25 protein-coding genes are annotated in these 23371 nt (G+C 72.4%); 11 read left to right on the top strand and 14 right to left on the bottom strand.

From position 1 onward, the window contains the following. Window positions 1-25: 25 nt before the first annotated feature. Window positions 26-610 (bottom strand): suppressor of fused domain protein, encoded by a 585-nt coding sequence (locus ACYF6T_RS34855; RefSeq protein WP_461701562.1) that lies wholly within the window; start codon window positions 608-610, stop codon window positions 26-28. A 487-nt stretch (window positions 611-1097) separates the two neighbouring features. Between ACYF6T_RS34855 and ACYF6T_RS34850 the strand changes: the two genes are divergently transcribed. Together ACYF6T_RS34850 and ACYF6T_RS34845 are read left to right on the top strand one after the other, a co-directional pair. Continuing rightward, complete coding sequence (locus tag ACYF6T_RS34850) at window positions 1098-2216, top strand: magnesium and cobalt transport protein CorA (RefSeq protein WP_461701560.1); 1119 nt, start codon at window positions 1098-1100, stop codon at window positions 2214-2216. A gap of 23 nt (window positions 2217-2239) precedes the next feature. Next, window positions 2240-2752, top strand: a complete 513-nt coding sequence (locus tag ACYF6T_RS34845) for a hypothetical protein (RefSeq protein ID WP_461701558.1) — start codon at window positions 2240-2242, stop codon at window positions 2750-2752. A gap of 11 nt (window positions 2753-2763) precedes the next feature. Here ACYF6T_RS34845 and ACYF6T_RS34840 read toward each other — a convergent pair whose 3' ends face one another. Then, entirely contained in the window at window positions 2764-3486 is a 723-nt protein-coding gene (locus tag ACYF6T_RS34840; protein WP_461701588.1) for a hypothetical protein, read from the bottom strand. A 241-nt stretch (window positions 3487-3727) separates the two neighbouring features. Here ACYF6T_RS34840 and ACYF6T_RS34835 point away from each other — a divergent pair, with 241 nt between their 5' ends. Genes ACYF6T_RS34835 through ACYF6T_RS34825 form a run of 3 tightly spaced genes read left to right on the top strand, consistent with a single transcriptional unit; the run spans window position 3728 to window position 6804 of the window. Further along, window positions 3728-5053: a magnesium transporter MgtE N-terminal domain-containing protein gene (locus ACYF6T_RS34835; RefSeq protein ID WP_461701557.1), complete on the top strand. Its 1326-nt coding sequence runs from the start codon at window positions 3728-3730 to the stop codon at window positions 5051-5053. Beyond that, window positions 5043-5627, top strand: a complete 585-nt coding sequence (locus tag ACYF6T_RS34830) for a DUF1003 domain-containing protein (RefSeq protein WP_461701556.1) — start codon at window positions 5043-5045, stop codon at window positions 5625-5627. The genes ACYF6T_RS34835 and ACYF6T_RS34830 overlap by 11 nt, the downstream gene beginning before the upstream one ends. Window positions 5628-5670: 43 nt before the next feature. Next, window positions 5671-6804 carry an Mrp/NBP35 family ATP-binding protein gene (locus tag ACYF6T_RS34825; RefSeq protein WP_461701554.1) on the top strand — a complete coding sequence of 378 codons (1134 nt, stop codon included), beginning with the start codon at window positions 5671-5673 and terminating at the stop codon, window positions 6802-6804. 65 nt (window positions 6805-6869) lie between these two features. Here the strand turns inward: ACYF6T_RS34825 and ACYF6T_RS34820 are convergent, their stop codons facing one another. The 5 genes from ACYF6T_RS34820 to sigE all read right to left on the bottom strand — a co-directional run bounded on the left by ACYF6T_RS34820 (window position 6870) and on the right by sigE (window position 11994). Then, window positions 6870-7535, bottom strand: a complete 666-nt coding sequence (locus ACYF6T_RS34820; protein WP_461701553.1) for a hypothetical protein — start codon at window positions 7533-7535, stop codon at window positions 6870-6872. 219 nt (window positions 7536-7754) lie between these two features. Then, window positions 7755-8189 carry a sec-independent translocase gene (locus ACYF6T_RS34815; protein WP_461701552.1) on the bottom strand — a complete coding sequence of 145 codons (435 nt, stop codon included), beginning with the start codon at window positions 8187-8189 and terminating at the stop codon, window positions 7755-7757. A 227-nt stretch (window positions 8190-8416) separates the two neighbouring features. Beyond that, window positions 8417-10141, bottom strand: a complete 1725-nt coding sequence (locus tag ACYF6T_RS34810) for a S1C family serine protease (RefSeq protein ID WP_461701551.1) — start codon at window positions 10139-10141, stop codon at window positions 8417-8419. 102 nt (window positions 10142-10243) lie between these two features. Next, window positions 10244-11287, bottom strand: coding sequence for an anti-sigma factor family protein (locus ACYF6T_RS34805; RefSeq protein ID WP_461701549.1), 1044 nt, complete (start codon window positions 11285-11287; stop codon window positions 10244-10246). Continuing rightward, window positions 11284-11994, bottom strand: a complete 711-nt coding sequence (sigE, locus tag ACYF6T_RS34800) for an RNA polymerase sigma factor SigE (protein ID WP_461701547.1) — start codon at window positions 11992-11994, stop codon at window positions 11284-11286. Before sigE ends, ACYF6T_RS34805 begins: the two co-directional genes overlap by 4 nt. A gap of 238 nt (window positions 11995-12232) precedes the next feature. Here sigE and ACYF6T_RS34795 point away from each other — a divergent pair, with 238 nt between their 5' ends. Then, window positions 12233-12931: an O-methyltransferase gene (locus tag ACYF6T_RS34795; RefSeq protein ID WP_461701587.1), complete on the top strand. Its 699-nt coding sequence runs from the start codon at window positions 12233-12235 to the stop codon at window positions 12929-12931. A 72-nt stretch (window positions 12932-13003) separates the two neighbouring features. Here the strand turns inward: ACYF6T_RS34795 and ACYF6T_RS34790 are convergent, their stop codons facing one another. Further along, complete coding sequence (locus tag ACYF6T_RS34790) at window positions 13004-13171, bottom strand: DUF3117 domain-containing protein (protein WP_003966491.1); 168 nt, start codon at window positions 13169-13171, stop codon at window positions 13004-13006. A 372-nt stretch (window positions 13172-13543) separates the two neighbouring features. Between ACYF6T_RS34790 and chcB the strand changes: the two genes are divergently transcribed. Further along, a complete protein-coding gene (gene chcB, locus ACYF6T_RS34785; protein ID WP_461701546.1) occupies window positions 13544-14347 on the top strand; it encodes a 2-cyclohexenylcarbonyl CoA isomerase in 804 nt (267 codons plus the stop codon). A 15-nt stretch (window positions 14348-14362) separates the two neighbouring features. Here the strand turns inward: chcB and ACYF6T_RS34780 are convergent, their stop codons facing one another. Both ACYF6T_RS34780 and ACYF6T_RS34775 read right to left on the bottom strand, forming a co-directional pair. Beyond that, entirely contained in the window at window positions 14363-14941 is a 579-nt protein-coding gene (locus ACYF6T_RS34780) for a DNA-3-methyladenine glycosylase I (RefSeq protein ID WP_461701544.1), read from the bottom strand. Continuing rightward, window positions 14938-15291, bottom strand: a complete 354-nt coding sequence (locus ACYF6T_RS34775) for a DivIVA domain-containing protein (protein ID WP_461701586.1) — start codon at window positions 15289-15291, stop codon at window positions 14938-14940. Before ACYF6T_RS34775 ends, ACYF6T_RS34780 begins: the two co-directional genes overlap by 4 nt. Window positions 15292-15451: 160 nt before the next feature. Between ACYF6T_RS34775 and folP the strand changes: the two genes are divergently transcribed. Next, window positions 15452-16312 (top strand): dihydropteroate synthase, encoded by an 861-nt coding sequence (gene folP / locus ACYF6T_RS34770; protein ID WP_461701542.1) that lies wholly within the window; start codon window positions 15452-15454, stop codon window positions 16310-16312. Window positions 16313-16321: 9 nt separating this feature from the next. Here folP and ACYF6T_RS34765 read toward each other — a convergent pair whose 3' ends face one another. Continuing rightward, window positions 16322-17080 (bottom strand): LOG family protein, encoded by a 759-nt coding sequence (locus tag ACYF6T_RS34765; RefSeq protein WP_461701541.1) that lies wholly within the window; start codon window positions 17078-17080, stop codon window positions 16322-16324. Between the two features lie 92 nt (window positions 17081-17172). Then, window positions 17173-18252, bottom strand: a complete 1080-nt coding sequence (gene dapE, locus ACYF6T_RS34760) for a succinyl-diaminopimelate desuccinylase (protein WP_461701539.1) — start codon at window positions 18250-18252, stop codon at window positions 17173-17175. Window positions 18253-18336: 84 nt separating this feature from the next. Here dapE and ACYF6T_RS34755 point away from each other — a divergent pair, with 84 nt between their 5' ends. Both ACYF6T_RS34755 and ACYF6T_RS34750 read left to right on the top strand, forming a co-directional pair. Further along, window positions 18337-19302: a heavy metal transporter gene (locus ACYF6T_RS34755; RefSeq protein WP_461701538.1), complete on the top strand. Its 966-nt coding sequence runs from the start codon at window positions 18337-18339 to the stop codon at window positions 19300-19302. Window positions 19303-19577: 275 nt separating this feature from the next. Then, complete coding sequence (locus ACYF6T_RS34750) at window positions 19578-20030, top strand: ATP-binding protein (protein WP_461701536.1); 453 nt, start codon at window positions 19578-19580, stop codon at window positions 20028-20030. Window positions 20031-20111: 81 nt separating this feature from the next. On the opposite strand, the gene ACYF6T_RS34745 is transcribed toward ACYF6T_RS34750, so the two are convergent. Both ACYF6T_RS34745 and fdxA read right to left on the bottom strand, forming a co-directional pair. Next, window positions 20112-21206 (bottom strand): bifunctional succinyldiaminopimelate transaminase/glutamate-prephenate aminotransferase, encoded by a 1095-nt coding sequence (locus tag ACYF6T_RS34745; RefSeq protein WP_461701535.1) that lies wholly within the window; start codon window positions 21204-21206, stop codon window positions 20112-20114. A 113-nt stretch (window positions 21207-21319) separates the two neighbouring features. Further along, window positions 21320-21637 carry a ferredoxin gene (fdxA, locus tag ACYF6T_RS34740; RefSeq protein WP_004926152.1) on the bottom strand — a complete coding sequence of 106 codons (318 nt, stop codon included), beginning with the start codon at window positions 21635-21637 and terminating at the stop codon, window positions 21320-21322. A gap of 140 nt (window positions 21638-21777) precedes the next feature. Here fdxA and ACYF6T_RS34735 point away from each other — a divergent pair, with 140 nt between their 5' ends. Next, complete coding sequence (locus tag ACYF6T_RS34735; RefSeq protein ID WP_461701585.1) at window positions 21778-22842, top strand: GNAT family N-acetyltransferase; 1065 nt, start codon at window positions 21778-21780, stop codon at window positions 22840-22842. Window positions 22843-23371: the final 529 nt, after the last annotated feature.

Genomic DNA, 23371 nt, shown 5'->3' with positions numbered 1-23371 from the left:
GCCGCCTACCCGTTGGTGAGCTTGCTCACGTCAACGAGACCGACGCACGGGACGGATCACGCAGGTCCGTCCCGTGCGTCAGCCAGCGCTCCTGGAGCGCCTGGGCGCCGTGCACGCGCTTCCAGGCGGCCTCGTTCGGGGTCATCGGCAGCAGGGGCAGGAAGCGGACCGGGTCGAGGGGCTCGTCGAGCGCGAGGTCCTCGACCAGTCCACCGGGCTCGGCGACCAGGACCGAGGTGAACGGCGCGCCGGGCCACAGCGGCTCGCCGACGTCGAGTGAGGCGCCCGGGGTCACGATCACGCCCTCGACCTGCGGGGACGCGGCGAGGACGGCGAGCGGGCGCAGCGCCTTGTCGGTGTCGGCGAGGCCGCCGCGGACGGAGAGGACGAGCTCGGCACGCGGGCCCTTGACCGGGTCGGCGACCAGCGCCGTGGGGTCGCTCATGGGCTGCGCGGACATGCCGAGGGTGGCGTAGCGGACGATGTCCCCCTCGTGGAAACGGAGCACCTCGATGCGGTCCGTGCCGAGGAAGGTGACCGCCGCGCGGGCGTCCGGTTCGCCCAGCGCGGTGCGCAACCGTGCCTCGACCAGAGCAAGAACATCAACCATGCGGCGAGCATAGAACTCGTCAGTACCGGGCAAAGCAGCGCCTTGACACTTCGGGCGGCTGATACTCTGGCCCGGTCGTTCGGGGCAGCACGCATGGGGGCACCGCCCAGGCCGTTCAGGCACTGGGGGAGTCGCGAGTCGAGTCCCGACGCCGATGGAGACTCCCTTACGAGGGACCGGCCGGAGGAGGTGGGGCTGTCATGGATCGAAGTCACCCGTGCAGTACCACTCGCTCTTCCCGCCGCTGATGTAGCCGATCCGGCTCTGGCTGACCGCCGCCTTCCAGGTTCGCGTCCTCCCGCGGAAGAGCACTTCGTTTCGTTTTGCCTGATCTGTCTGATCTGAATCGGTAGCGAAGCCCGCCACCGCGACGGTGCGGTGCTCCCCGCTTTGTGGACGTGCCAAACATCGGGCCAGGACGTCCTCATTCCGGGCAGTTCCACCCGTCGTCGGCGCCCTTTCGCTGCCCGTCGCGAAGGAGCCAGCCATGTCGATGATCCGTGACCTGCGTGCCGTGGTCCGCCCGTCCCGCATCTCCCTGCGCAAGGACGGCGGCGCGTACGACACGACCCGCGCCCCCGGCACTCCCTCGGCCGTCGTCGACTGCGCCGTCTACCGCGACGGCGCCCGCGTCGACACCGGCAAGCCGCTGACCCCGCACGAGGCGATGCGCCAGGTGCGCCGCGACGGCGGCTTCGTCTGGATCGGGCTGCACGAGCCGACCGAGGCCGAGTTCGCCGGCATCGCGAGCGAGTTCGGGCTGCACCCGCTGGCCGTGGAGGACGCCGTCCAGGCGCACCAGCGGCCCAAGCTGGAGCGCTACGACGACTCCCTGTTCACCGTCTTCAAGACCATTCACTACGTCGAGCACGACCGGCTCACCGCCAACAGCGAGGTCGTGGAGACCGGCGAGGTCATGTGCTTCACCGGCCGGGACTTCTTCATCACCGTCCGGCACGGCGGCCAGGGCTCGCTGCGCGCCCTCAGGCACCGGCTGCAGGACGACCCGGAGCTGCTCGCCAAGGGCCCCTCGGCCGTGCTGCACGCCATCGCCGACCACGTCGTCGACGGGTACGTCGCGGTCGCCGACGCCGTGCAGGACGACATCGACGAGGTGGAGACCGAGGTGTTCTCGCCGGGGCGGCGCGGCGGGGTCTCGCGCGGTGTGGACTCGGCGCGGATCTACCAGCTCAAGCGCGAGGTGCTGGAGTTCAAGCGGGCGGTCTCGCCGCTGCTGCGCCCCATGCAGCTGCTGAGCGAGCGGCCGATGCGGCTGATCGACCCGGACATCCAGAAGTACTTCCGGGACGTCGCCGACCACCTCGCCCGCGTCCAGGAGCAGGTCGTCGGCTTCGACGAGCTGCTCAACTCGATCCTCCAGGCCAACCTCGCCCAGGCGTCCGTCGCGCAGAACGAGGACATGCGCAAGATCACGGCCTGGGCCGCGATCATCGCCGTACCGACGATGGTGACCGGGGTCTACGGCATGAACTTCGACCACATGCCCGAGCTGCACTGGCGCTACGGCTACCCGACCGTCCTCGGCCTCACCGTCGTCCTCTGTATCGGCATCCACCGGGCCCTGAAGCGCAACGGCTGGCTGTGAGAGCGCCTGGATAGGCTGGGCACATGACAAGCGAGCTGCTCGACCAGGCCCTCGTCGAGGAGGCCACGAAGAAGTCCGGCCTCGTCTGGGTCAAGGGCCCCGGCGTCCCGGCCCGCGCGCTGTGGCACGTGTGGCACGAGGGCGCGGCCTGCGTGGTCGGCGACGGGCCGGGCGAGCAGCCGCTGCCGGGGCTGGCCGACGGCGCGGCGGCCGAGGTGACCGTCCGCAGCAAGGACAAGGGCGGCCGCCTGGTGACGTGGAGCGCCAAGGTCGTGGAGCTGGCGCCGGAGTCCGAGGCGTGGCAGGCGGCGGTCGCCGAGCTGAAGGGCAAGCGGCTCAACGCGCCCGACGGGGAGGCGATGACGGGGCGCTGGGCACGCGAGTGCCGGGTGCTGCGCCTGGAGCCGGCCGGCCCGACCGCACCGCTGCCGGACGACTCGCTGGCCGAGGCGCCCCTGCCGACGCCGGCGACGACCCGCCGGCCCGTTCCCGCGGGGCTGCCGCGGCTGCTGCTGAAACGGCGCCGGCGCGGATAGCCGGGCCGGGACTACGACGTCGGCAGCTGCTTGCCGTAGTCCACGGTCTCGCCCTTCGCCGGCTGCGTCAGGGCGAAGTCCTGGTCCCAGGCCGAGAAGGTCAGCGTGCCGGCGCCGCCGGCCCGGGCCAGGCGCAGCGGGTACGGCTTGCCCTCCAGGGAGACGTCGAGGGTGCCGCCGGAGCCGTCGTCGCCGGTGATGCGGATGGTGCGGGTACCCGACTGCTCGTGGTGGCCGTCCGTGCTGAGAGAGCCGTGCAGCGTCAGCAGACCGTCGAGGAGGACGTCCTTGTCCGTGAAGCCGCTGAACTTCTTGTACGAGGGGTCGCCCTTGGGCACCTTGACGTACTTGCCCTCGAGCTTGTCGCCCGCGGCCGTGTCGCCGTCGCCGCCCTCGCGCGTCCAGAACTGCGCGTCCGCCTTGAGGAAGAGCTGCTCGCCGATCCGCAGCAGCTTGAAGGAGGCGCCCTTGGAGGTGACCGAGCCGGTCCCGCCGTCGGACTTCAGCCGCATGTCGAGCGTGTACGTGCGCCCGCTGGTGACCACCGTCCCCGACAGGCGCACCGCCTGCGCGGACTCGGCGGCCTTGCGGGTGCGCGACTGGATCTGGTCGGCCGGCAGCTTGCCGACCCCGTTCGTGCCCGCGTCGGGATCGCCGCCGCAGCCCGCCAGGGCGATCGCCGCGGCGCACAGCGCACCGGGCAGCGCGGTCCGGCGGAAACGGCCCTGGCGCATCGCAGTCACAGGTGGGGCTGCCTTTCTGTGGCGGGACGTCGGAGGCGTACGGCAGCGTACCGGGACGGCCAGGGCCTGGCGGAGGCAGTCCGTCCGGACCCCCACCGGGGCGGCCCTGATCGGGACGGGCTAGCCTGAAGCCCACTTGACCGGGCATTTCGGATAACAGACGCAAGTCGCAAGCTCGCAGGAACCATTCTGTCGAAACGTGTACGAACTCGTACGAAAAGGAGGCGCAATCATGGCAGCGGGCGCGCCGCGGATCTTCGTCTCGCACCTCGCCGGCGTCGCCGTCTTCGATCCGAACGGCGACCAGGTGGGCCGCGTACGCGATCTGGTCGTCATGCTGCGCGTCGGGCGACGGCCCCCGCGTCTGCTCGGGCTGGTCGTCGAACTGTCCACCCGGCGCCGCATCTTCCTGCCCATGACCCGGGTCACCAGCATCGAGTCCGGCCAGGTCATCACCACCGGCGTGCTCAACGTCCGCCGCTTCGAGCAGCGTCCCACCGAGCGCCTGGTCTTCGGCGAGCTGCTCGACCGGCGCGTCACGCTCGCCGAGAGCGGCGAGGAGGTCACCGTCCTGGACCTGTCGGTGCAGCAGTTGCCGGCGCGCCGGGACTGGGAGATCGACCGCGTCTTCGTCCGCAAGGGGCGCCGGGGCGGAACGTTCAGGCGGGCCAAGGGCGAGACGCTGACCGTCGAGTGGTCCGCGGTCACCGGCTTCTCACTGGAGGAGCACGGACAGGGCGCGGAGAACCTCCTGGCCACCTTCGAGCAGCTGCGCCCCGCCGACCTCGCCAACGTCCTGCACCACCTGTCCCCGAAGCGGCGCGCCGAGGTCGCCGCGGCCCTCGACGACGACCGCCTGGCCGACGTCCTCGAAGAGCTCCCGGAGGACGACCAGATCGAGATCCTCGGCAAGCTGAAGGGCGAGCGCGCCGCCGACGTCCTGGAGGCCATGGACCCGGACGACGCGGCCGACCTGCTCGCCGAGCTGCCCACGGAGGAGCAGGAGCGGCTGCTGGCCCTGATGCAGCCCGGCGACGCGGCCGACATGCGACGCCTGATGGCGTACGAGGAGCACACGGCGGGCGGTCTGATGACGACCGAGCCGATCGTGCTGCGGCCCGACGCCACCGTCGCCGACGCCCTGGCCCGGGTGCGCAACCGGGACCTCTCCCCCGCCCTCGCCGCCCAGGTATACGTCTGCCGCCCGCCCGACGACACGCCGACCGGCAAGTACCTCGGCACCGTCCACTTCCAGCGCCTGCTGCGCGACCCCCCGTACACGCTGGTCAGCTCGATCATCGACGACGACCTGCAGCCGCTGGACCCGAACGCCGCGCTGCCGGAGGTCGCCGGGTTCTTCGCCACGTACGACATGGTGGCGGCGCCCGTCGTGGACGAGGCCGGGTCGCTGCTGGGCGCGGTGACCGTGGACGACGTCCTCGACCACATGCTGCCCGAGGACTGGCGCGAGACGGAGTTCCACCTGGACGAGAAAGCGGACGAGAAAGCGGACGAGGAAGCGGACGAGGGAGAGGGGGTGACGTCCCATGGCGGCTGAGCGCGAGAGCACCCGTGAGCGCACCCCGGCGGGGGCCACGGCCACCACCCGCACCCGCGCCCGCCTGGACCAGCCGCGTCCGCCGCGCCGGCGGCTGCTGCCGGAGTGGGACCCGGAGGCCTTCGGCCGGCTCTCCGAGCGCATCGCGCGCTTCCTGGGCACCGGCCGGTTCATCGTCTGGATGACGGTCGTCATCGTGATGTGGGTGGCGTGGAACGTCTTCGCGCCGAGCGCCCTGCGCTTCGACAACTACCCCTTCATCTTCCTGACCCTGATGCTGTCCCTGCAGGCCTCCTACGCCGCCCCGCTGATCCTGCTCGCGCAGAACCGGCAGGACGACCGCGACCGGGTCAACCTCGAACAGGACCGCAAGCAGAACGAGCGGTCCATCGCCGACACCGAGTACCTGACCCGCGAGATCGCCGCCCTGCGCATCGGCCTGGGCGAGGTCGCCACCCGCGACTGGATCCGCTCGGAGCTGCAGGACCTGATGAAGGAGCTGGAGGCACGGCAGGACGGGCACGGCGTATTCCCGGCAGAACGGCCACCGGGACGTGACGTAGAAGACCGCTGACGGGCGTCCCGGGCCCCCGCCGGCGCGCCGTACCATCGTCCTTATGGCTAGCGAAGACGCGGTGCGCGAGGCACTGGCGACGGTGAACGACCCCGAGATCAACCGCCCCATCACGGAACTCGGGATGGTCAAGTCGGTGGAGATCGGCGCGGACGGGGCCGTCGCGGTCACCGTGTACCTGACGGTCTCCGGCTGCCCCATGCGCGAGACGATCACGCAGCGCGTCACCGAGGCGGTCTCCCGCGTCGAGGGCGTCACGCGCGTGGACGTCTCGCTCGACGTGATGAGCGACGAGCAGCGCAAGGAGCTGGCGAACGCCCTGCGCGGCGGCCAGGCCGAGCGCGAGGTCCCCTTCGCCAAGCCCGGCAACCTCACCCGGGTCTACGCGGTCGCCTCCGGCAAGGGCGGCGTCGGCAAGTCCTCGGTGACGGTGAACCTGGCGGCGGCGATGGCGGCCGACGGCCTGAAGGTGGGCGTGGTCGACGCCGACATCTACGGCCACAGCGTGCCGCGCATGCTCGGCGCGGACGGCCGCCCCACCCAGGTCGAGAACATGATCATGCCGCCGTCCGCGAACGGCGTGAAGGTCATCTCCATCGGCATGTTCACCCCGGGCAACGCGCCGGTGGTCTGGCGGGGCCCGATGCTGCACCGCGCGCTCCAGCAGTTCCTCGCCGACGTGTACTGGGGCGACCTGGACGTGCTGCTCCTGGACCTGCCGCCCGGCACCGGCGACATCGCCATCTCCGTCGCCCAGCTGATCCCGAACGCGGAGATCCTGGTCGTGACGACGCCCCAGCAGGCAGCGGCCGAGGTGGCGGAGCGGGCGGGCTCCATCGCCGTACAGACCCACCAGAAGATCGTCGGCGTCGTCGAGAACATGTCCGGCCTGCCCTGCCCGCACTGCGGCGAGATGGTCGACGTCTTCGGCACGGGCGGCGGGCAGCTGGTGGCGGACGGCCTGACGCGCACGACCGGTACGACCGTGCCGGTCCTCGGCTCCATCCCGATCGACGTCCGGCTGCGCGAGGGCGGCGACGAGGGCAAGCCGGTGGTCCTGACCGACCCCGACAGCCCGGCGGGCACGGCCCTGCGCGGCATCGCGGGGAAGCTCGGCGGGCGGCAGCGGGGGCTGTCGGGCCTGTCCCTGGGCATCACGCCGAAGAACAAGTTCTAGGACCCGTACGGGGTTCCGTACGACCGAGGGGTGCCGTCCGGTGGGAGGGCACCCCTTCGCCTTGGCTAGGCGTACGCGCCGATGTCCTTGATCATCGCGAAGCCGAGGCCGTACGCGCTCATCCCCCTGCCGTACGCCCCCACGTGCACCCCTTCCGGAGTCGATCCGGCCAGGACCCAGCCGAACTCGGACTCGCGGTAGTGGAAGGGCGTGGGGACGCCGTCCACGGGCAGGGACAGCGTCGACCACTCGGGGCCGTCCAGGTCGTCGGCCAGCGCCCACGCCGTCTCCGTCTGCTGCTCCAGCCAGTCGTCGCGCAGGCTGTGGTCCATCTGCCCGGGCCAGGTGAACGACAGCAGTCCCACCCCGGCCAGCCACGCCGCCGACGACACCGACGTCGCCTCCAGCAGCCCCGTACCGTCGGCGCTGCGCCGGGACGGGTTCGCCGCGACGGTCACCACCACCGCGAACTTCTCCCTCGGCTCCCCGGCGGAGCCCACCTCGTTCTTGACCGAGGGCTCGTCGCCGTGCCCGATCGAACCGTGCTCGACGGCCCCGTCGGCCGCCGTTCCGACCTGCATCAGCCAGCGCGGCCCCGTGAACGCCTCGTCGAGGCCGTACCACGGGAAGGGCGCGCGCAGGTAGCCGTCGACCGTGCGCCGGGCGGAGGGGACCTGTTGTCCGCCCTCCGCGGCCGGCGCCTGCGCGACTGCCCGACTCGTCGTCTCCATGTGCCCGGACGCCTCCTCGCTCTCGTCGGGCCGGAGCGGCCCGCCCCCCTTCGGGCGGCGTTGCTTTCTCGCATACGGCCCGCACAACAACTCGGCAGCATAGCCACACCGCTTCGAGCAGCAGGGAAACCGGCCGGTGCGTGGGTCGCGTGGAGGGGCGCGTTCAGGCCGTGCGGGGGCTCAGCGGAGTATGAAACGCGTCACGTACGGCCGTACGGCTCAGGTGGCGTCCGCGTCGAAGGGCGGACGGTCGTCTTCTTCGGGCTTCTTGGTCATGTCGACGCGGGCGCCGGAACCGGAGGAGCCGGAGGACGACGAGGGCGCGTCGGTGTCGTGGCCCTGGACCGCCTCGGTGACCTCGGCCATCTCCTTCTTCAGGTCGAAGCCGTTGCGGATCTCCTTGATCCCCAGTTCGTCGCTGTCCAGGTGCTTGCGGATGAACGTCTTGGGGTTGAGGTCCTCGAACTCGAAGTCCTTGAACTCCGGGCCCAGCTCCTGCCGGATGTCCTCCTTGGCGCTCTCCGAGAACTCGCGGATCTTGCGGATCGTCCGCATGACGTCCTGGATGACCTTGGGGAGCTTGTCCGGACCGAAGACGAGCACGGCAAGGACGACGATCGTCACCAGCTCTAGCGGTCCTATGTCATTGAACACCTGAAGCTCCTTGCGAGTCCCTCGGTCCGCGGCCCTCGGTGGTCCGTGCGGTCGTCCGTGGTCCGGGCCGGATCCACGGTACCCGGCGATCCGGTACGACCGGTACTGTCCCGAGGGCTCCGAGTGGCTCCGCGTGGCGGTTTTCCGGGTTGTTTGCCTTGTGGGGCAAGGGGCGGGAAACCTGCCTGTGAGGTTCCTGTCGATCACCGGAGGGGGCCGCCGCCGGCTCAGCTGCCCTCCGCCGATCCGAGCACCAGGGTGATCCTGCGTTCCCTGCCGTCACGTCGCACGGTCAGCACCAGGCGGTCGCCGGGGCGGTGCGCCCGGGTCCTGACGATCAGCTCCTCGCCGGAGTGCACGCGCCGGCCGTCGACCTCGGTGATGACGTCGCCGGGCTCGATGCCGGCCTTGTCGCCGGGGCCGCCCGCGGTGACGGCGGGGCCGCCCCGGCTCGCCTTCGTGCCGACGCGGGCGCCGTCGCCGGTGTAGCCCATGTCGAGGGTGACGCCGATGACCGGGTGGGTGGCCTTGCCGGTGTTGATGAGCTCCTCGGCGACGCGTTTGGCCTGGTTGACGGGGATGGCGAAACCGAGGCCGATGGAGCCGGCCTGGCCGCCCTCCAGGTCGGAGCCGCTGTCGGCGGACCGGATGGCGGAGTTGATGCCGATGACGCGGGCCCGGGAGTCGAGGAGCGGGCCGCCGGAGTTGCCCGGGTTGATGGGCGCGTCGGTCTGCAGGGCGTCCACGTACGACACGTCGCTGCCGTCCCCGCTCTCCCCGCCGGCCGTGATGGGCCGTTCCTTGGCGCTGATGATCCCGGAGGTGACGGTGCCCTCCAGGTCGAAGGGGGCGCCGATGGCGACGACGGGGTCGCCGACCTGGACGTTGTCGGAGTTGCCCAGGGGCATGGGCTTGAGCCCCCGGACGCCGCTCACCTTGACCACGGCGAGGTCGTAGCCGCTGTCGCGCCCCACGACGGTGGCCTTGGCGGTGTCGCCGCTGTTGAAGGTCACGGATATCCCGCCGGACGATCCCGCGGGCTCGACGACGTGGTTGTTGGTGAGGATGTGGCCGAGGCCGTCGAGCACGAAGCCGGTGCCGGTGCCCGACTCCGCCTGGCCGGTCACGTGCAGGGTGACCACGCTGGGCAGCGCCCGCGCGGCGATCCCGGCCACGCTGCCGGCAGGCCGCCCGGCGGGCTCCTTTCCGGCCTGCGGCAGGGTCACGGTCCCCACCCCGCCGTTGCGCTCCAGGGACGCCCCCACGACCCCGCCCACGCCCCCGGAGACGAGCGCCAGCGCCACGGCACCGAGCACGAGTCCCCTACGGACCCGCCAGCGCCGCGGGTCGGCAGCGACGCCGGTGTGCAGGGGGTTCTGGATGTGCGGCAGCTGCTGGAAGGGCGTCGGGGACCAGGGGTCGTAGTTCTGCCAGGGGTTGGAGGCCACCGGGGCCGCGTCGCCGTGGGAGGCGGGCGGAGAAGGAAGCGGGGCGCCCGGGGGCGGGGTGGTGGTGGCCGGGGGCGGGGGCGGGGTGGCGGTCGCCGGAAGCGGGGCGGTGGTCGCCGGGTGCTGGACCGGTGGGGCCGGGGCCCAGGGGCCTGGTTCTCCGTAGGGCGGGGTGCTGTAGGGGTCGGGGTCGTGGAGGGGCTTGGGGCGCTCCCCGGGGACGGCGGGGTCCGGGGTTACAGGGATGTCCTGGGCCGCTGCCTGAGCGTCGGCGCCGGCCTCGGCGGCAGCGTCGGCGGGGGCCTGGTCGGCGTCGGCGACCGCCGCGGGACGCGCCAGTTCGAAGTCGCCCCCGCCCTGGCTCTCAGCCTCGGCGTCCGCGTCGGCGTTGCTCACCGGCTTGGCCAGCTCGAAGTCCCCGTCATCCGCACGGAGCTCCCCCGACGGCCCCTCAGACCGCTGGCGGCTCCACCACTTGGCCTTCGTGGGCTTCCCCTCGTTCATGCTCTCCCCACAACTGGCCGCGGCCCCGCGCATCGGCGGCGGCCGCGGTACGTCGACTCCCCGGATTCAACCAGGTTCGCGGGCCGCCGCGCAGAGGGCGGGTCAGTGAGCGGTGCGGGAGGCGGCGGGGGTGGTGGAAGAGGAGGAGGGGACGGACGTCGGGTCGGGGACGGGCGCGGCGAGCAGGTCGGGAACGGCGACCTCGGGCACGCTGGTCCACGAGGTCAGGGCGAACGGCGTGCTGGGAGCGGGGGCCGCGTCGAGCGGACGTATCAACGGGGACATGACCGCCGCGCCGGCCACCACGGGCGTGGTCAGCGTGTGCATGGCCTCCTGGGCCCGCCCGGCGTCGGCGGGCCGCGGCACGCCGGGCAGCAGGGGCGCGGACACCGCGGTCGGGGCGACCGGGGTGTCACCGAGCGTGCGCTGGCCGCCGGCGAGCAGCGGGCCGACGGCACGGCGGCGCTGGGTCTCGGGCGCCGTCGCGGCTCCCGTCCCCGCCGTACGCATCGGGGTCACATTGCTGCCGGCGCCCGTGCCGCGCGCGTCCACGGTGTCGGTCGGGCCGGCGCCCGTGACCCCGCCGAGCGCGATCGCGGCGAGCGAGACGGCCCCGGCGGCGACGAACGCGAAGCGCAGCCCGCGCGAGGCGGAGCGCTCGGTCTCGTGCCGGCTGACGTCATGGATGGGGAAACCGCGGTCGGAGGCGGGCAGCGCGGGCGCGGCGTGCGAACCCGAGGGGACGTAGTCGAACTCGAAGCGGTCGCCGCGCTTCAGTCCGAAGACTCCCGAGACGGCGGAGGCGGCGGAGATTCCGCTCGCGCCGAACTTGCCGGAGGCCGAGCCGGGGATTCTTCCCCCGCCGAACGGCGAGCCGCCGTCCGGATCGTCACCCCCTCCGGGGAGCCCCTGGAGCCGGGCCAGGAAGCTCTCGGAGGGCGGCGGGGGCGCCGCCTCCGCGAAGACGTTCTTCAGCTGCCGCTGTGCGTCGGCCTCCGCCTTGCACCGGGCGCAGGTGGCCAGGTGGGCGAGGACCCGCTCGCGCGACTCATGACCGAGCTCTCCGTCCACCAGGGCGGAGAGTCGGTCTCCCAGATGCTGCTCGGACAGGCGCCCCTCGATGGGCCCGGGTCGTGATCCACTCACGCGGTCGCGCCCCCTCCCCCCAGGGCGGGCACGGCCACGAAGGGGCGGCGCTCGGCCGAACGGGCCTGCGGTGCGCGGTGCGCGAGAGCCTTGCGCAGCTGGGAGCGGCCGCGGTGGATGCGGGAGCGGACCGTGCCGAGCTTGACGCCGAGGGTGGCGGCGATCTCCTCGTACGACAGTCCCTCGATGTCGCACAGGACGACCGCGGCGCGGAACTCGGGCGCGAGGGTGTCCAGGGCCTGCTGGACGTCCGCGTCGAAGTGGGCGTCGTTGAAGACCTGCTGGGGGTTGGGCTCGCGGCTGGGCAGGCGCTCGGCCGCGTCCTCGCCGAGGGCGTCGAAGCGGATGCGCTGCTTGCGGCGGACCATGTCCAGGAAGAGGTTGGTCGTGATGCGGTGCAGCCAGCCCTCGAAGGTGCCCGGCGAGTAGGTCGACAGGGAGCGGAAGACGCGGACGAAGACCTCCTGGGTGAGGTCCTCGGCGTCGTGCTGGTTGCCGGTGAGGCGGTAGGCCAGTCGGTAGACGCGCCCACTGTGTGTGCTGACGATCTCCTCCCAGGTGGGCGGAGTCCACGCCTGCCCGTCCGCGTCGGTGGAGAAAGTCGCGGTCTGGGCCTCGCCCGCGAAGGCGTCGGCGTGGCTGTGGTCAGCAGCGGTGTCGTTCACGGATTTCGGCCTGCCCGCCGATCCGAGGAAGCGCCGCAGCACTCCTCCCCGATCCCCGTTGGGCGCGGCCGCACCTCCCCTGTCAGCTCTGGTGGTGTCCAGTGGAGCCCCTACCATAGCCACCTCGCCCGTTAGGACCGGATAAGCGGTTTTACGAGAATTTGATCTGGGGTGATACGGCTCGGGCCGCTGCGTCTGCAGTTGCTCTGAGCCCCGCCCCGCTTCGTGATCCAACTGTGTCCCCCCGTCGGCGTTCCCACCCCTCTAAACGCCTGGTCCCATCTGCGGGTTCCCGGGCCCAACGGATACAGTCACGCCCAGGCAACCACGGGGACAGGAGAGGGTCATTACCGGCAACCGGCAGGCAAGCTGGGCGTTCGCCGACGCCTATGCCGCCGAGGACGAAGCGCTGCGCTGGGCCCGCGACCGGGCCCGTGAGGCGGGGCTGCGCTCGGTGTCGCCCGGCACGGGCTCCGCGCTGCGGTTGCTGGCGGCCTCCGTCGACGCCAAGGCGGTGGCCGAGATCGGCACCGGCACCGGCGTCTCCGGCATCCACCTGCTGCACGGCATGCGCCCCGACGGCGTCCTGACCACCGTCGATCCCGAGCCGGAGCACCAGCAGTTCGCCCGCCAGGCCTTCCGCGCCTCCGGTTTCGCCAGCAACCGGGCCCGCTTCATCCCGGGCCGCGCGCTGGACGTGCTGCCCCGCCTCGCCGACGCCGGCTACGACCTCGTCTTCTGCGACGGTGACCGGCAGGAGGTCATGGACTACCTCGCTGAATCGTTGCGCCTGCTCCGTCCGGGGGGCCTGGTGGTCTTCGAGGGCGTCTTCGCCAACGGCCGGACGGTCGACTCCGGTCCGCAGCCGACGGAGGTCCTCCGGCTGCGGGAGCTGCTGCGGGCGGTGCGCGAGAGCCAGGAGCTGGTGCCCTCGCTGCTGCCGGTGGGCGACGGTCTGCTGTGCGCCGTCAAGCGGTGACGGGACGCGCAAACAGCCGCCCCGGCACCGCTTGGATGCCGGGGCGGCTGAAAGGGTAGGGTCGCTTCCGCGTCAGCCGACGACCTTCTTGAGGGCGTCGCCGAGCGCGTCGGCCTCGTCAGGGGTCAGCTCGACGACGAGCCGACCGCCGCCTTCGAGCGGAACGCGCATGACGATGCCCCGCCCCTCCTTGGTCACCTCGAGCGGGCCGTCGCCCGTCCGCGGCTTCATGGCCGCCATGCTCGTTCCCCTTCCTGAAACCAGCTCATCGTCAAAGCCGACGGCCCTGGGAGGGCACGCGCGGGCCACAGCGTGGGACTGGGACACGCGACACCGGCGTCGAACACATTGCTTCCAGGCCATTATCCCGCATCTCAGGACCCGATGACCAACATCAGTCGGCATCGCTTGGGCAACGCGCGCGAGCAAAACCACTCAATTCGGCGATGTGACTGCGATACTGCGCCGCCGCGCGGACCTGCGCCGGGCGAAAAGCGGGCCGAATTCTTTGACGGAGGTCACACGTCCGTTCCGGTGCACGCACGGCGATCTCCGTCATGCTGTCCTCGTACCAGGACGTACCGACCGGTCGTACCAACGGAGGGGACCGCCATGGCCGACACCGTGCTCTACGAGGTGAGCGACGGACTCGCCACCATCACGCTGAACCGACCGGAGGCGATGAACGCGCTGAACATCGCGACGAAGGTCGCTCTGCGGGAGGCGGTGCACGCCGCGGCCGAGGACGGCTCCGTACGGGCGGTGCTGCTGACCGCCGCCGGGGAGCGGGCGTTCTGCGTGGGCCAGGACCTCAAGGAGCACATCGGGCTGCTGGCGCAGGACCGGGAGACGGGGTCCGGGCAGACGATGAGCACGGTGCGGGAGCACTACAACCCCATCGTGCGGGCGCTGGCCGGGATGCCGAAGCCCGTGGTGGCGGGCGTGAACGGGGTCGCCGCGGGGGCCGGCTTCGGGCTCGCGCTGGCCGCGGACTACCGCCTCGCCGCGGACACGGCCGCCTTCAACACCTCCTTCGCCGGGGTCGCCCTGACCGCCGACTCCGGCATGTCCTGGACGCTGCCGCGGGTCGTGGGACCCGGCCGGGCCGCCGACCTGCTGCTCTTCCCCCGGAGCGTCAAGGCGCAGGAGGCGTACGAGCTGGGGATCGTCAACCGGCTGGTGCCCGCCGCCGAGCTGCGGGCGGAGGCCGAGAAGGTGGCCCGGGCGCTGGCCCAGGGGCCGACGGTGGCCTACGCGGCGATCAAGGAGGCGGTGGCGTACGGGTTCTCGCACACGCTCTCCGAGACGCTGGACAAGGAGGATGAGCTGCAGACGCGGGCGGGGTCCTCTGAGGACCACGTGATCGCGGTGGAGGCGTTCGTGAACAAGGAGCAGCCGAAGTACCTGGGCCGCTGAGCCGTACCGGCGAGGTCACAGCCGGCGTGCGGCACACGCCTCCAGGTGGTCGTCCACCAGTCCGCACGCCTGCATCAGCGCGTACGCCGTCGTCGGCCCCACGAAACGCAGGCCCCGCTTCTTCAGGGCCTTCGACAGCGCCGTCGACTCGGGGGTGACCGCCGGGACGTCCGCCAGCGTCTTCGGGGCCGGGCCCGGGGCCGGGGCGTGGGACCAGACGAGCTCGTCCAGCTCGCCCGGCGCCCACTGGGCGAGCACGCGCGCGTTGGCCAGGGTCGCGTCGATCTTGGCGCGGTTGCGGATGATGCCGGCGTCGGCCAGCAGGCGCTCGCGGTCGGCCTCCGTGAAGGCGGCCACCTTCTCGATCCTGAAGTCGGCGAACGCGGCGCGGAAGCCCGCGCGCCGGCGCAGGATCGTGATCCAGGAGAGGCCCGACTGGAAGGCCTCCAGGCTGAGGCGTTCGTACAGGGCGTCGTCGCCGTGGACCGGGCGGCCCCACTCCTCGTCGTGGTAGGTGACGTAGTCCGGGGTGGACAGGGCCCAGGGGCAGCGCAGGGCGCCGTCCGGGCCGGCGAGGGCCGATCCGTCGCTCACTGGTGTTCCTCCTGGCCGTGCGCCGGCTTCTCCATGGAGACGTGCGCGGCGGCCCGCGCGCCCGCCAGCGCGGACTCCAGGTCGGCGATGCGGGCGTCGCGCTCGGCGAGCTCGGCGCCCAGCCGGTTCAGGGCGTCGTCGACGTCCGCCATGCGGTAGCCGCGGGCGGCGAGCGGGAAGCGCAGGGCGTCGACGTCGGCGCGGCTGACCGGGCGGTCGGGGGGCAGCGGGTCCTGGAGCCGCTCCGCAGCGGCCTCCGGCAGCGGTCCGTCGCCCTCGCCGCCGCCCACCACGGCCAGCGTGACCGCGCCGACCACGACGGCGAGAGCCACGACCAGGAACAGGAACATAACCATCGCTGTGGTCCCCACGCTCTGTTGCAGTGCTGCGTGTGCAGAAGCAGCAGCCGGATGTGTCAGGCTCCGATCGTGCCATGCGAGGCTGACAGTTAGGGTCGCAGGCGGCCGAAAGGCCACGACACCCAGGACGTACCAGGAAAGGTCACAGGGGATGCTCAGGCTGGGCAGGCGCGAGTTCGGAGCGCACGAGCCGGTGATCATGGCGATCGTGAACCGGACCCCGGACTCCTTCTACGACCAGGGGGCCACGTTCCGCGACGAGCCCGCCCTCGCGCGCGTGGAGCAGGCCGTGGCCGAGGGCGCGGCGATCATCGACATCGGCGGGGTCAAGGCGGGCCCGGGCGAGGAGGTGACCGCCGCGGAGGAGGCGCGCCGCACGGTCGGGTTCGTCGCGGAGGTGCGGCGCCGCTTCCCGGACGTCGTGATCAGCGTGGACACCTGGCGGGCGGAGGTCGGGGAGGCGGTGTGCGAGGCCGGCGCCGACCTGCTGAACGACGCGTGGGGCGGGGTCGACCCCGGGCTGGCCGAGGTCGCCGCGCGGTACCGGGTCGGGCTGGTGTGCACGCACGCGGGCGGCGCCGAGCCGCGGACACGGCCGCACCGGGTGACGTACGACGACGTCATGGCGGACATCCTGCGGGTGACGCTGGGGCTGGCGGAGCGGGCGGCCGGGCTGGGCGTGCCGCGGGAGTCGATCCTGATCGACCCCGGGCACGACTTCGGCAAGAGCACGCGGCACAGCCTGGAGGCGACGCGGCGGCTCGGGGAGATGGTCGAGACGGGGTGGCCCGTGCTGGTCTCCCTGTCCAACAAGGACTTCGTGGGCGAGACGCTGGACCGGCCCGTCAAGGAGCGGGTGATCGGCACGCTGGCGACGACCGCCGTCTCGGCGTGGCTGGGCGCGCAGGTCTACCGCGTGCACGAGGTGGCCGAGACGCGGCAGGTGCTGGACATGGTGGCGTCGATCGCGGGGCACCGGCCCCCGGCGGTCGCCCGCCGGGGGCTCGCGTAGGCGGGGGCCCTACCGGGCGGCCTCCTTCGACACCAGCGCGACCGCCTCGTCGACGTCGTCCGTGACGTGGAACAGCAGCAGGTCGTTCTCCGACGCCTTGCCCTGGGCGACCAGCGTGTTCTTCAGCCAGTCGACCAGGCCGCCCCAGTAGGCGCTGCCGAACAGGACGATCGGGAAGCGGGTCACCTTCTGGGTCTGGACCAGGGTCAGGGCCTCGAAGAGCTCGTCGAGGGTGCCGAGGCCGCCGGGCAGGACGACGAAGCCCTGCGCGTACTTGACGAACATCATCTTCCGCACGAAGAAGTAACGGAAGTTCAGGCCGATGTCGACGTAGGGGTTCAGGCCCTGCTCGAAGGGCAGCTCGATGCCGAGGCCGACGGAGATCCCCTTCGCCTCGCAGGCGCCCTTGTTGGCGGCTTCCATGGCGCCGGGCCCGCCGCCGGTGATCACCGCCCAGCCGGCCTCCACCAGCCCGCGGCCGAGCCGTACGCCCGCCTCGTACTCCGGCGAGTCGACCGGTGTCCGGGCCGAGCCGAACACGCTGATCGCGGGCGGGAGTTCGGCGAGCGTGCCGAAGCCCTCGATGAACTCCGACTGGATGCGCAGCACCCGCCAGGGGTCGGTGTGGACCCAGTCCGAGGGTCCGCCCGCGTCCAGCAGCCGCTGGTCGGTCGTGCTGGCCGTCACCTGGCCTCGTCGTCGGAGGACCGGTCCGAGTCGCTGCTCATCCGGCGGCACCTTCTTGCCCTCGGGGTTCCCGGTAGCCATGTGCGCTCCCTCCGCTTGCGGTGTTTCCACCTCAGCGTAGATCTACGCGGGTTACGGACGGGGGACGTGAGCATGTCCGCCGTGCAGCGCCCCTATGCGGACAGCCACGCCCGCAGGCGCTCCTCCCCCGCGAGGATCTTCGCCGTCTCCACCCGCTCGTCCCGCTTGTGCGCCAGGTGCGGGTTGCCGGGGCCGTAGTTGACCGCGGGGACGCCGAGGGAGGAGAACCGGGAGACGTCGGTCCAGCCGTACTTGGGCTTCGGGGTGCCGCCCACCGCCTCGATGAAGGCCGCGGCGGCGGGGTGGGACAGGCCGGGCAGCGCGCCGGGGCTGTGGTCGTCGACGACGAACTCCTCGACCCCGCAGTCCGCGAACACCTCGCGCACGTGGGCGAGGGCCTCCTCCTCGGTGCGGTCGGGGGCGTAGCGGAAGTTGACGGTGACCACGCACTCGTCGGGGATGACGTTGCCCGCCACCCCGCCGAAGATGCCGACCGCGTTCAGGCCCTCGCGGTACTCCAGGCCGTCGATCACCGGGTGGCGGGGCGTGTACGCGGCCAGGCGGGCCAGGATCGGGGCGGCCGCGTGGATGGCGTTGGAGCCCATCCAGCCGCGCGCCGAGTGGGCCCGTTCGCCGGCGGTCTTCAGCAGCACCCGGAGGGTGCCCTGGCAGCCGCCCTCGACCTCGCCGTCCGACGGCTCCAGCAGCACCGCGAAGTCGCCCTCCAGCCACTCGGGGTGCGCCTCGGCGACGTGCCTGAGGCCGTTGAGCTCGGCGGCGACCTCCTCGTTGTCGTAGAAGACGAAGGTCAGGTCGCGGTTGGGGGCCGGCACGGTGGCCGCGATGCGCAGCTGCACCGCCACCCCGGACTTCATGTCGCAGGTGCCGCAGCCCCACAGCACGCCGTCCTCGTCGAGCCGGGAGGGAACGTTGCCGGCGATCGGGACCGTGTCGATGTGGCCGGCGAGGATCACCCGCTCCGCGCGGCCCAGCCGCGTACGGGCCACGACGTTGTTGCCGAACCGGTCGACCGTCAGGTGCGGCAGTGCGCGCAGGGCGGTCTCGATCGCGTCGGCGAGGGGCTTCTCGGTGCCGCTCTCGGACGGGAAGTCGACGAGCTGCGCGGTGAGCCGGGCGGCGTCCAGCGTGAGGTCAAGCGGGGTGTCGGCCATGCCGTCGACCCTATCCCGCCGGGCCTTTTCCCTTCGTCCACACCCGGCTCCTGCGTCCCGTGGGCCTCCGCTACCTTGTACGGCGTGCCAGAGCCGTCGTCCGCCCTCAAGCGTCGCGGCCGCCTCTTCCGTATCGGGGCGGCCTTCGTGGTCCTGCTCGCCGTCGCGGGGTACCTCGCGGTGCAGTACGTCACCGGGGGCAGAGGTCCGGGCTGCAGGGTGGTCTCCGGCAAGGCCGACGGCGCGGAGTACGAGTTCACGCCGGAGCAGGCGGTGAACGCGGCGACCATCGCCGCCGTCGGCACCGGGCGCGGCATGCCCGAGCGGGCCGTGGCCATCGCGCTGGCGACCTCGCTGCAGGAGTCCGGGCTGCGCAACCTCGCGCACGGCGACCGGGATTCGCTGGGCCTGTTCCAGCAGCGGCCGTCGCAGGGCTGGGGCACCGAGAAGCAGATCCTGGACCCGACGTACGCGGCGGGCGTCTTCTACGAGCACCTCGCCAAGGTCCACGACTACACGGAGCTGCCGCTCACCGTCGCCGCGCAGCGCGTGCAGCGCAGCGGCTACCCGGAGGCGTACGCCAAGCACGAGCCGGACGCGACGCTGCTCGCCGCCGCCCTGACCGGCGACTCGCCGGCCACGCTGACCTGCCAGGGCAGCCCCGACGCCACCGTGACGCAGGCCGGGCCGGACGCCGTACGGGCCGCTCTCGTGCGCGACTTCGGGCGGGACGTGCTCCAGGAGGCGGGCGCCGAGGTGAGCGGGCGGAAGGCGTCGCCGTCGCCGAGCGAGCGGACGGACGGCCGGACCGTGACGCTGCCGGTGACCGCCGCCGGCAGTCCGGCCAGGGGCCGCAGCGCGCGGCAGCGCGGGTGGCAGCTCGCCCACTGGGCGGTGGCCAACGCCTCGGCGCTGCACATCGAGCGCGTCTCCTTCGGCGGGCGGGAGTGGACCGCCGGGACCGCGGACGGGGCGTGGCGCACGGTCGGTGCGCAGGGCGCCGGGACGGCGAAGACGGCCGGCGCGGTGCGAATCGTCACTGGTCAGTAGTGCGGGTCTTCACCCGCCCGGGTTACGCGGGGCGGGTGCGGACCGGGGGGTGCGCAGGTTTTCGCGCGGTCACTCGCCGAAGCGGGAAATCCCTTGGGAGCAAAGGGCTGTAAGGATTCGGCACACTTTCGGACCGGGCGCTTTTTGCCCGTTTTTATCCGCAGCCGATAATGCGACGCATTACCAACTCTTTACGTTATTGCTCCGCAACCTCCGGGGGGTTTCGAGCGGTAGTCATCGCGTCCGAGCAAGACCCCTCCCGTACAAGGAGCATCATGTCCCTCCCCCTGACCCGCCGGATCGCCCGTGCCGCGCTGCTCGTCGCAGCGGGAGCGGCCGCCGGGGTCGGTGCGGCCGGCTCCGCGAGCGCGGCCACCCAACTGCCCTCCACCCCGAGCCTCGGCGGGTTGACCGCCCTGGACGGGGCGACCATGGGCAACACGGTCGACGGTGCGGCGCAGAACGTCACCAAGGTCGCGGGTGCGACCGGCGGTTCGACCGTCGAGAAGGCGGTGCCGGCCGCGGGCAAGACCGGTGGCAAGCTGGCGAAGAAGGCGGCGCCGGCGGCCCAGCAGACCGCGGGGGACGCGGCGGGCTCCGCCGGGGACGTCCTCGGCGACACGGCGAAGACGGCGACGAAGGGCGGGCTGCCGACGGACTCGCTCACCAAGGGCGGCGGTCTGCCGTCGGCCCAGACGCTGCCGGTGAAGGGCCTGCCGGTCGGCTGACGCGGGCGCGCGGGGAAGGGGCTCGGGAAGACGTTCTTCCCGAGCCCCTTCGCCTGTCGTCTCCGCCTGTCGTACGGCCGTTCACGCCAGCCGCCGCACCGCCGCCCGTACGCGCTCGTCCGTCGCCGTCAGGGCCACGCGCACGAAGCTCTCGCCCGCCGGGCCGTAGAAGTCGCCCGGGGCCACCAGGATGCCGAGGTCGGCCAGGTGGGCCACCGTCCGCCAGCAGGACTCGTCGCGCGTCGCCCACAGGTAGAGGCTGGCCTCGCTGTGTTCGATGCGGAAGCCGTGGCGCAGCAGGGCGTCGCGCAGGGCCGTGCGGCGGGCCGCGTAGCGCTCGCGCTGCTCGTGGACGTGGGTGTCGTCCGAGAGGGCCGCCACGACCGCCGCCTGCGTGGGCGCGGACGTCATCATGCCGCCGTGCTTGCGGATCTCCAGCAGGGGCGCGAGGACGGCCGGGTCGCCGGCCAGGAAGGCGGCGCGGTAGCCCGCCAGGTTGGAGCGCTTGGAGAGGGAGTGGACGGAGACCAGGCCGTCGTGGGAGCCGCCGTTGACGTCCGGGTGCAGCACCGAGACCGGGTCCGCCTCCCAGCCCAGCTCGATGTAGCACTCGTCGGAGAAGACGAGGACGCCGTGCTCGCGGGCCCAGGCGACGATCCGGGTCAGCTCGGCCTTGGAGAGGACCTTGCCGGTCGGGTTGGACGGCGAGTTGAGCCAGAGGAGCTTCAGGCCCGCAGGGTCCAGCTCGGTCGGGTCGTCGTAGGCCTCGTACTGTGCGCGGGCCAGACGGGCGCCCACCTCGTAGGTGGGGTAGGCCAGGCGCGGGTACGCCACCCGGTCGCCGGGGCCCAGGCCCAGCTGGGTCGGCAGCCAGGCGACGAGTTCCTTGGAGCCGACGACCGGCAGGACGTGGCGGTGGGTGACGTCACGGGCGCCGAGCCGGCGCTCCAGCCACCCGGTGATCGCGTCGCGCAGCGCCGGCGTGCCCCAGACGGTCGGGTAGCCCGGGGAGTCCGCCGCGTCGATGAGGGCTTTCTGGATCAGGTCCGGGACCGGGTCGACGGGCGTGCCGACGGACAGGTCGACGATGCCGTCCGGGTGCGCGGCGGCCGTCTTCTTGTACGGCTCCAGCTTGTCCCAGGGGAAGGTGGGCAGCCGGTCGGAGACTGCGGACACGGTCACTTGCTCGCTTTCGTCGATACGGCAAACGCCTCGGCCCCGTACGGCGATCAGGGTGATCAGGCCGTACGGGACCGAGGCGGCACGGGTGTGCGGGCCGCTTTCTGTGCTTACGCCTGCGGCGGCAGCGCGGCGATGAAGGGGTGGTCCCGCTCGATCAGACCCAGCTTGCTGGCGCCGCCGGGGGAGCCGAGCTCGTCGAAGAACTCGACGTTCGCCTTGTAGTAGTCCTTCCACTCCTCCGGAGTGTCGTCCTCGTAGAAGATGGCCTCGACCGGGCAGACCGGCTCACAGGCCCCACAGTCGACGCATTCGTCCGGGTGGATGTACAAGGACCGCTGGCCCTCGTAGATGCAGTCGACCGGGCACTCCTCGATGCACGCCTTGTCCTTGACGTCGACACAAGGCTGCGCGATGACGTAGGTCACGCTGTCGTTCCTCCTCGATAGGGCGCTGGCGGGCCTCCTCAGGCTCCGCCGCCTGGCGCGCGGGAGCGCGGCGTCGTCGATGCCCGCCCCTAGTATCTCCGTTCTTGGGCATGATCCGAACAGGAGGGGTGAACCGACCTGTGGAATTCTCGGCCGCCGGGCGCCTGGAGGTCCGTATCACCGCTGCTGACGTGGGCAAACGCGTCTCGGTACGGCGGTTGAGCGACCCTGGGGTCACGGAAGAGAAGTTCACCGACACGGTGGGTGTTCTCACATCATGGGACGACGGTGTGCTGCTGATCACACGGAAGAGTGGTGAGACCGTCCGCATACCGGAATCCGCACTGGTCGCGGGCAAGGTGGTGCCGGCCGCGCCGGCCCGCCGCCGGGGTCCCGCCGCCTCGTACGAGGAGCTCGCCCGGGTGTCCGCCCGGGCGTGGCGGCCGGTGGAGAGCGAGTGGCTGGGCGCGTGGGAGCTCAGGGCGGCGTCCGGGTTCACCCGGCGGGCCAACTCCGTGCTCCCGCTCGGCGACCCGGGCCTGCCGCTCGACGAGGCGCTGGAGGCCGTACGCCGCTGGTACGGCGATCGCGGGCTGCCCGCGTACGTCCAGACGGCGACCGGCGCCGAGGGCACGCAGGAACTGCTGTGCACGGAGCTGGAGCGGCGGGGGTGGGTGCGCGAGGTGACGGCCGAGCTGTGGGTGGGGGCGCTGGCGCCGGTCGCGGACCGTGCGGAGGCGGAGGGCGTCGTATTGTCCCGAGAGGCCGACGAGGCGTGGCTCGCGCGCTACCAGCGCAAGGGCGTGAGCGAGGCGGCACTGCGGGTGCTGGGATCGGGGTCCGCCCACTCGGGCGAAGCCGGGAGCGGCGCGGGGCCGTCTGTGTGGTTCGCGACGGTGCCGGGTGAGCCGGCGCCGGCCGCGATCGGGCGGTGCGTGGTCGACGGGCGGTGGGCCGGGTTCGCCGCCGTCGAGGTGGACCCGCGGCTCCGGCGTCAGGGGCTGGCGAGCCGCGTGATGTCCGCGCTGGCCCGGCGGGCCCTGGACGAGGGCGCCTCGGCCGCGTGGCTCCAGGTCGAGACGGACAACGCGGGGGCGCGGGCGCTGTACACGGGCCTGGGTTTCACCGCACACCATGCCTACCACCACTACAGGGAACCGACGCCTGCCACCAACGCCGGCAAAGCCGAGAACGCCGGGTGCTAGCACCGATCACCGAGCCGAGACACCGGGCACCGACACGGGCACCAGCCGGCCAAGCCAAGACCCCCGGCCTGCCCTACCGATCCGCCGAATCGAGGCCACCGATCTGGAGTACCGACCCCGTATCACCGACCCGCCAAGCCAAGACCCCCGACCTCTCGCACCGATCCGCCGGGCCACGGCAGCGCCGGGCCTCTCGCACCGATCCGTCGAGCCGAGGCCGCCCGTCTCCCCGGCCGACCCGCCGAATCGAAGCCCCCGACCTGAAGCACCAACCCCGTATCACCGACCCGCCAAGCCAAGACCCCCGGCTCTGTCGGGCCACGGCAGCGCCGGGCCTCTCGCACCGATCCGTCGAGCCGAGGCCGCCCGTCTCCCCGGCCGACCCGCCGAATCGAAGCCCCCGACCTGAAGCACCAACCCCGTATCACCGACCCGCCAAGCCAAGACCGCACCGATCCGCCGGGCCACGGCCGCGGCGGGCCTCTCGCATCGTCCCGTCGAGCCGACGCCGTCCGTCTTCCCTGCCGGT

The organism is Streptomyces sp. 7R007 (genome assembly GCF_054850255.1).
The sequence above is the reverse complement of the archived record's forward strand: the minus strand, read 5'-3'. Positions and strand labels throughout refer to the sequence as shown.

Excerpts from the sequence above, each read along its gene's own strand:
- ACYF6T_RS34835 (WP_461701557.1), top strand. The coding sequence starts at position 3,728 with ATGGCAGCGGGCGCGCCGCGGATCTTCGTCTCGCACCTCGCCGGCGTC.
- ACYF6T_RS34855 (WP_461701562.1), bottom strand. The coding sequence starts at position 610 with ATGGTTGATGTTCTTGCTCTGGTCGAGGCACGGTTGCGCACCGCGCTG.
- ACYF6T_RS34845 (WP_461701558.1), top strand. The coding sequence starts at position 2,240 with ATGACAAGCGAGCTGCTCGACCAGGCCCTCGTCGAGGAGGCCACGAAG.
- ACYF6T_RS34850 (WP_461701560.1), top strand. The coding sequence starts at position 1,098 with ATGTCGATGATCCGTGACCTGCGTGCCGTGGTCCGCCCGTCCCGCATC.
- ACYF6T_RS34750 (WP_461701536.1), top strand. The coding sequence starts at position 19,578 with ATGTCCCTCCCCCTGACCCGCCGGATCGCCCGTGCCGCGCTGCTCGTC.
- folP (WP_461701542.1), top strand. The coding sequence starts at position 15,452 with ATGCTCAGGCTGGGCAGGCGCGAGTTCGGAGCGCACGAGCCGGTGATC.
- dapE (WP_461701539.1), bottom strand. The coding sequence starts at position 18,252 with ATGGCCGACACCCCGCTTGACCTCACGCTGGACGCCGCCCGGCTCACC.
- ACYF6T_RS34790 (WP_003966491.1), bottom strand. The coding sequence starts at position 13,171 with ATGGCGGCCATGAAGCCGCGGACGGGCGACGGCCCGCTCGAGGTGACC.
- ACYF6T_RS34830 (WP_461701556.1), top strand. The coding sequence starts at position 5,043 with ATGGCGGCTGAGCGCGAGAGCACCCGTGAGCGCACCCCGGCGGGGGCC.
- ACYF6T_RS34810 (WP_461701551.1), bottom strand. The coding sequence starts at position 10,141 with ATGAACGAGGGGAAGCCCACGAAGGCCAAGTGGTGGAGCCGCCAGCGG.
- ACYF6T_RS34765 (WP_461701541.1), bottom strand. The coding sequence starts at position 17,080 with ATGGCTACCGGGAACCCCGAGGGCAAGAAGGTGCCGCCGGATGAGCAG.
- chcB (WP_461701546.1), top strand. The coding sequence starts at position 13,544 with ATGGCCGACACCGTGCTCTACGAGGTGAGCGACGGACTCGCCACCATC.
- ACYF6T_RS34775 (WP_461701586.1), bottom strand. The coding sequence starts at position 15,291 with ATGTTCCTGTTCCTGGTCGTGGCTCTCGCCGTCGTGGTCGGCGCGGTC.
- ACYF6T_RS34840 (WP_461701588.1), bottom strand. The coding sequence starts at position 3,486 with ATGCGCCAGGGCCGTTTCCGCCGGACCGCGCTGCCCGGTGCGCTGTGC.
- ACYF6T_RS34820 (WP_461701553.1), bottom strand. The coding sequence starts at position 7,535 with ATGGAGACGACGAGTCGGGCAGTCGCGCAGGCGCCGGCCGCGGAGGGC.
- ACYF6T_RS34825 (WP_461701554.1), top strand. The coding sequence starts at position 5,671 with ATGGCTAGCGAAGACGCGGTGCGCGAGGCACTGGCGACGGTGAACGAC.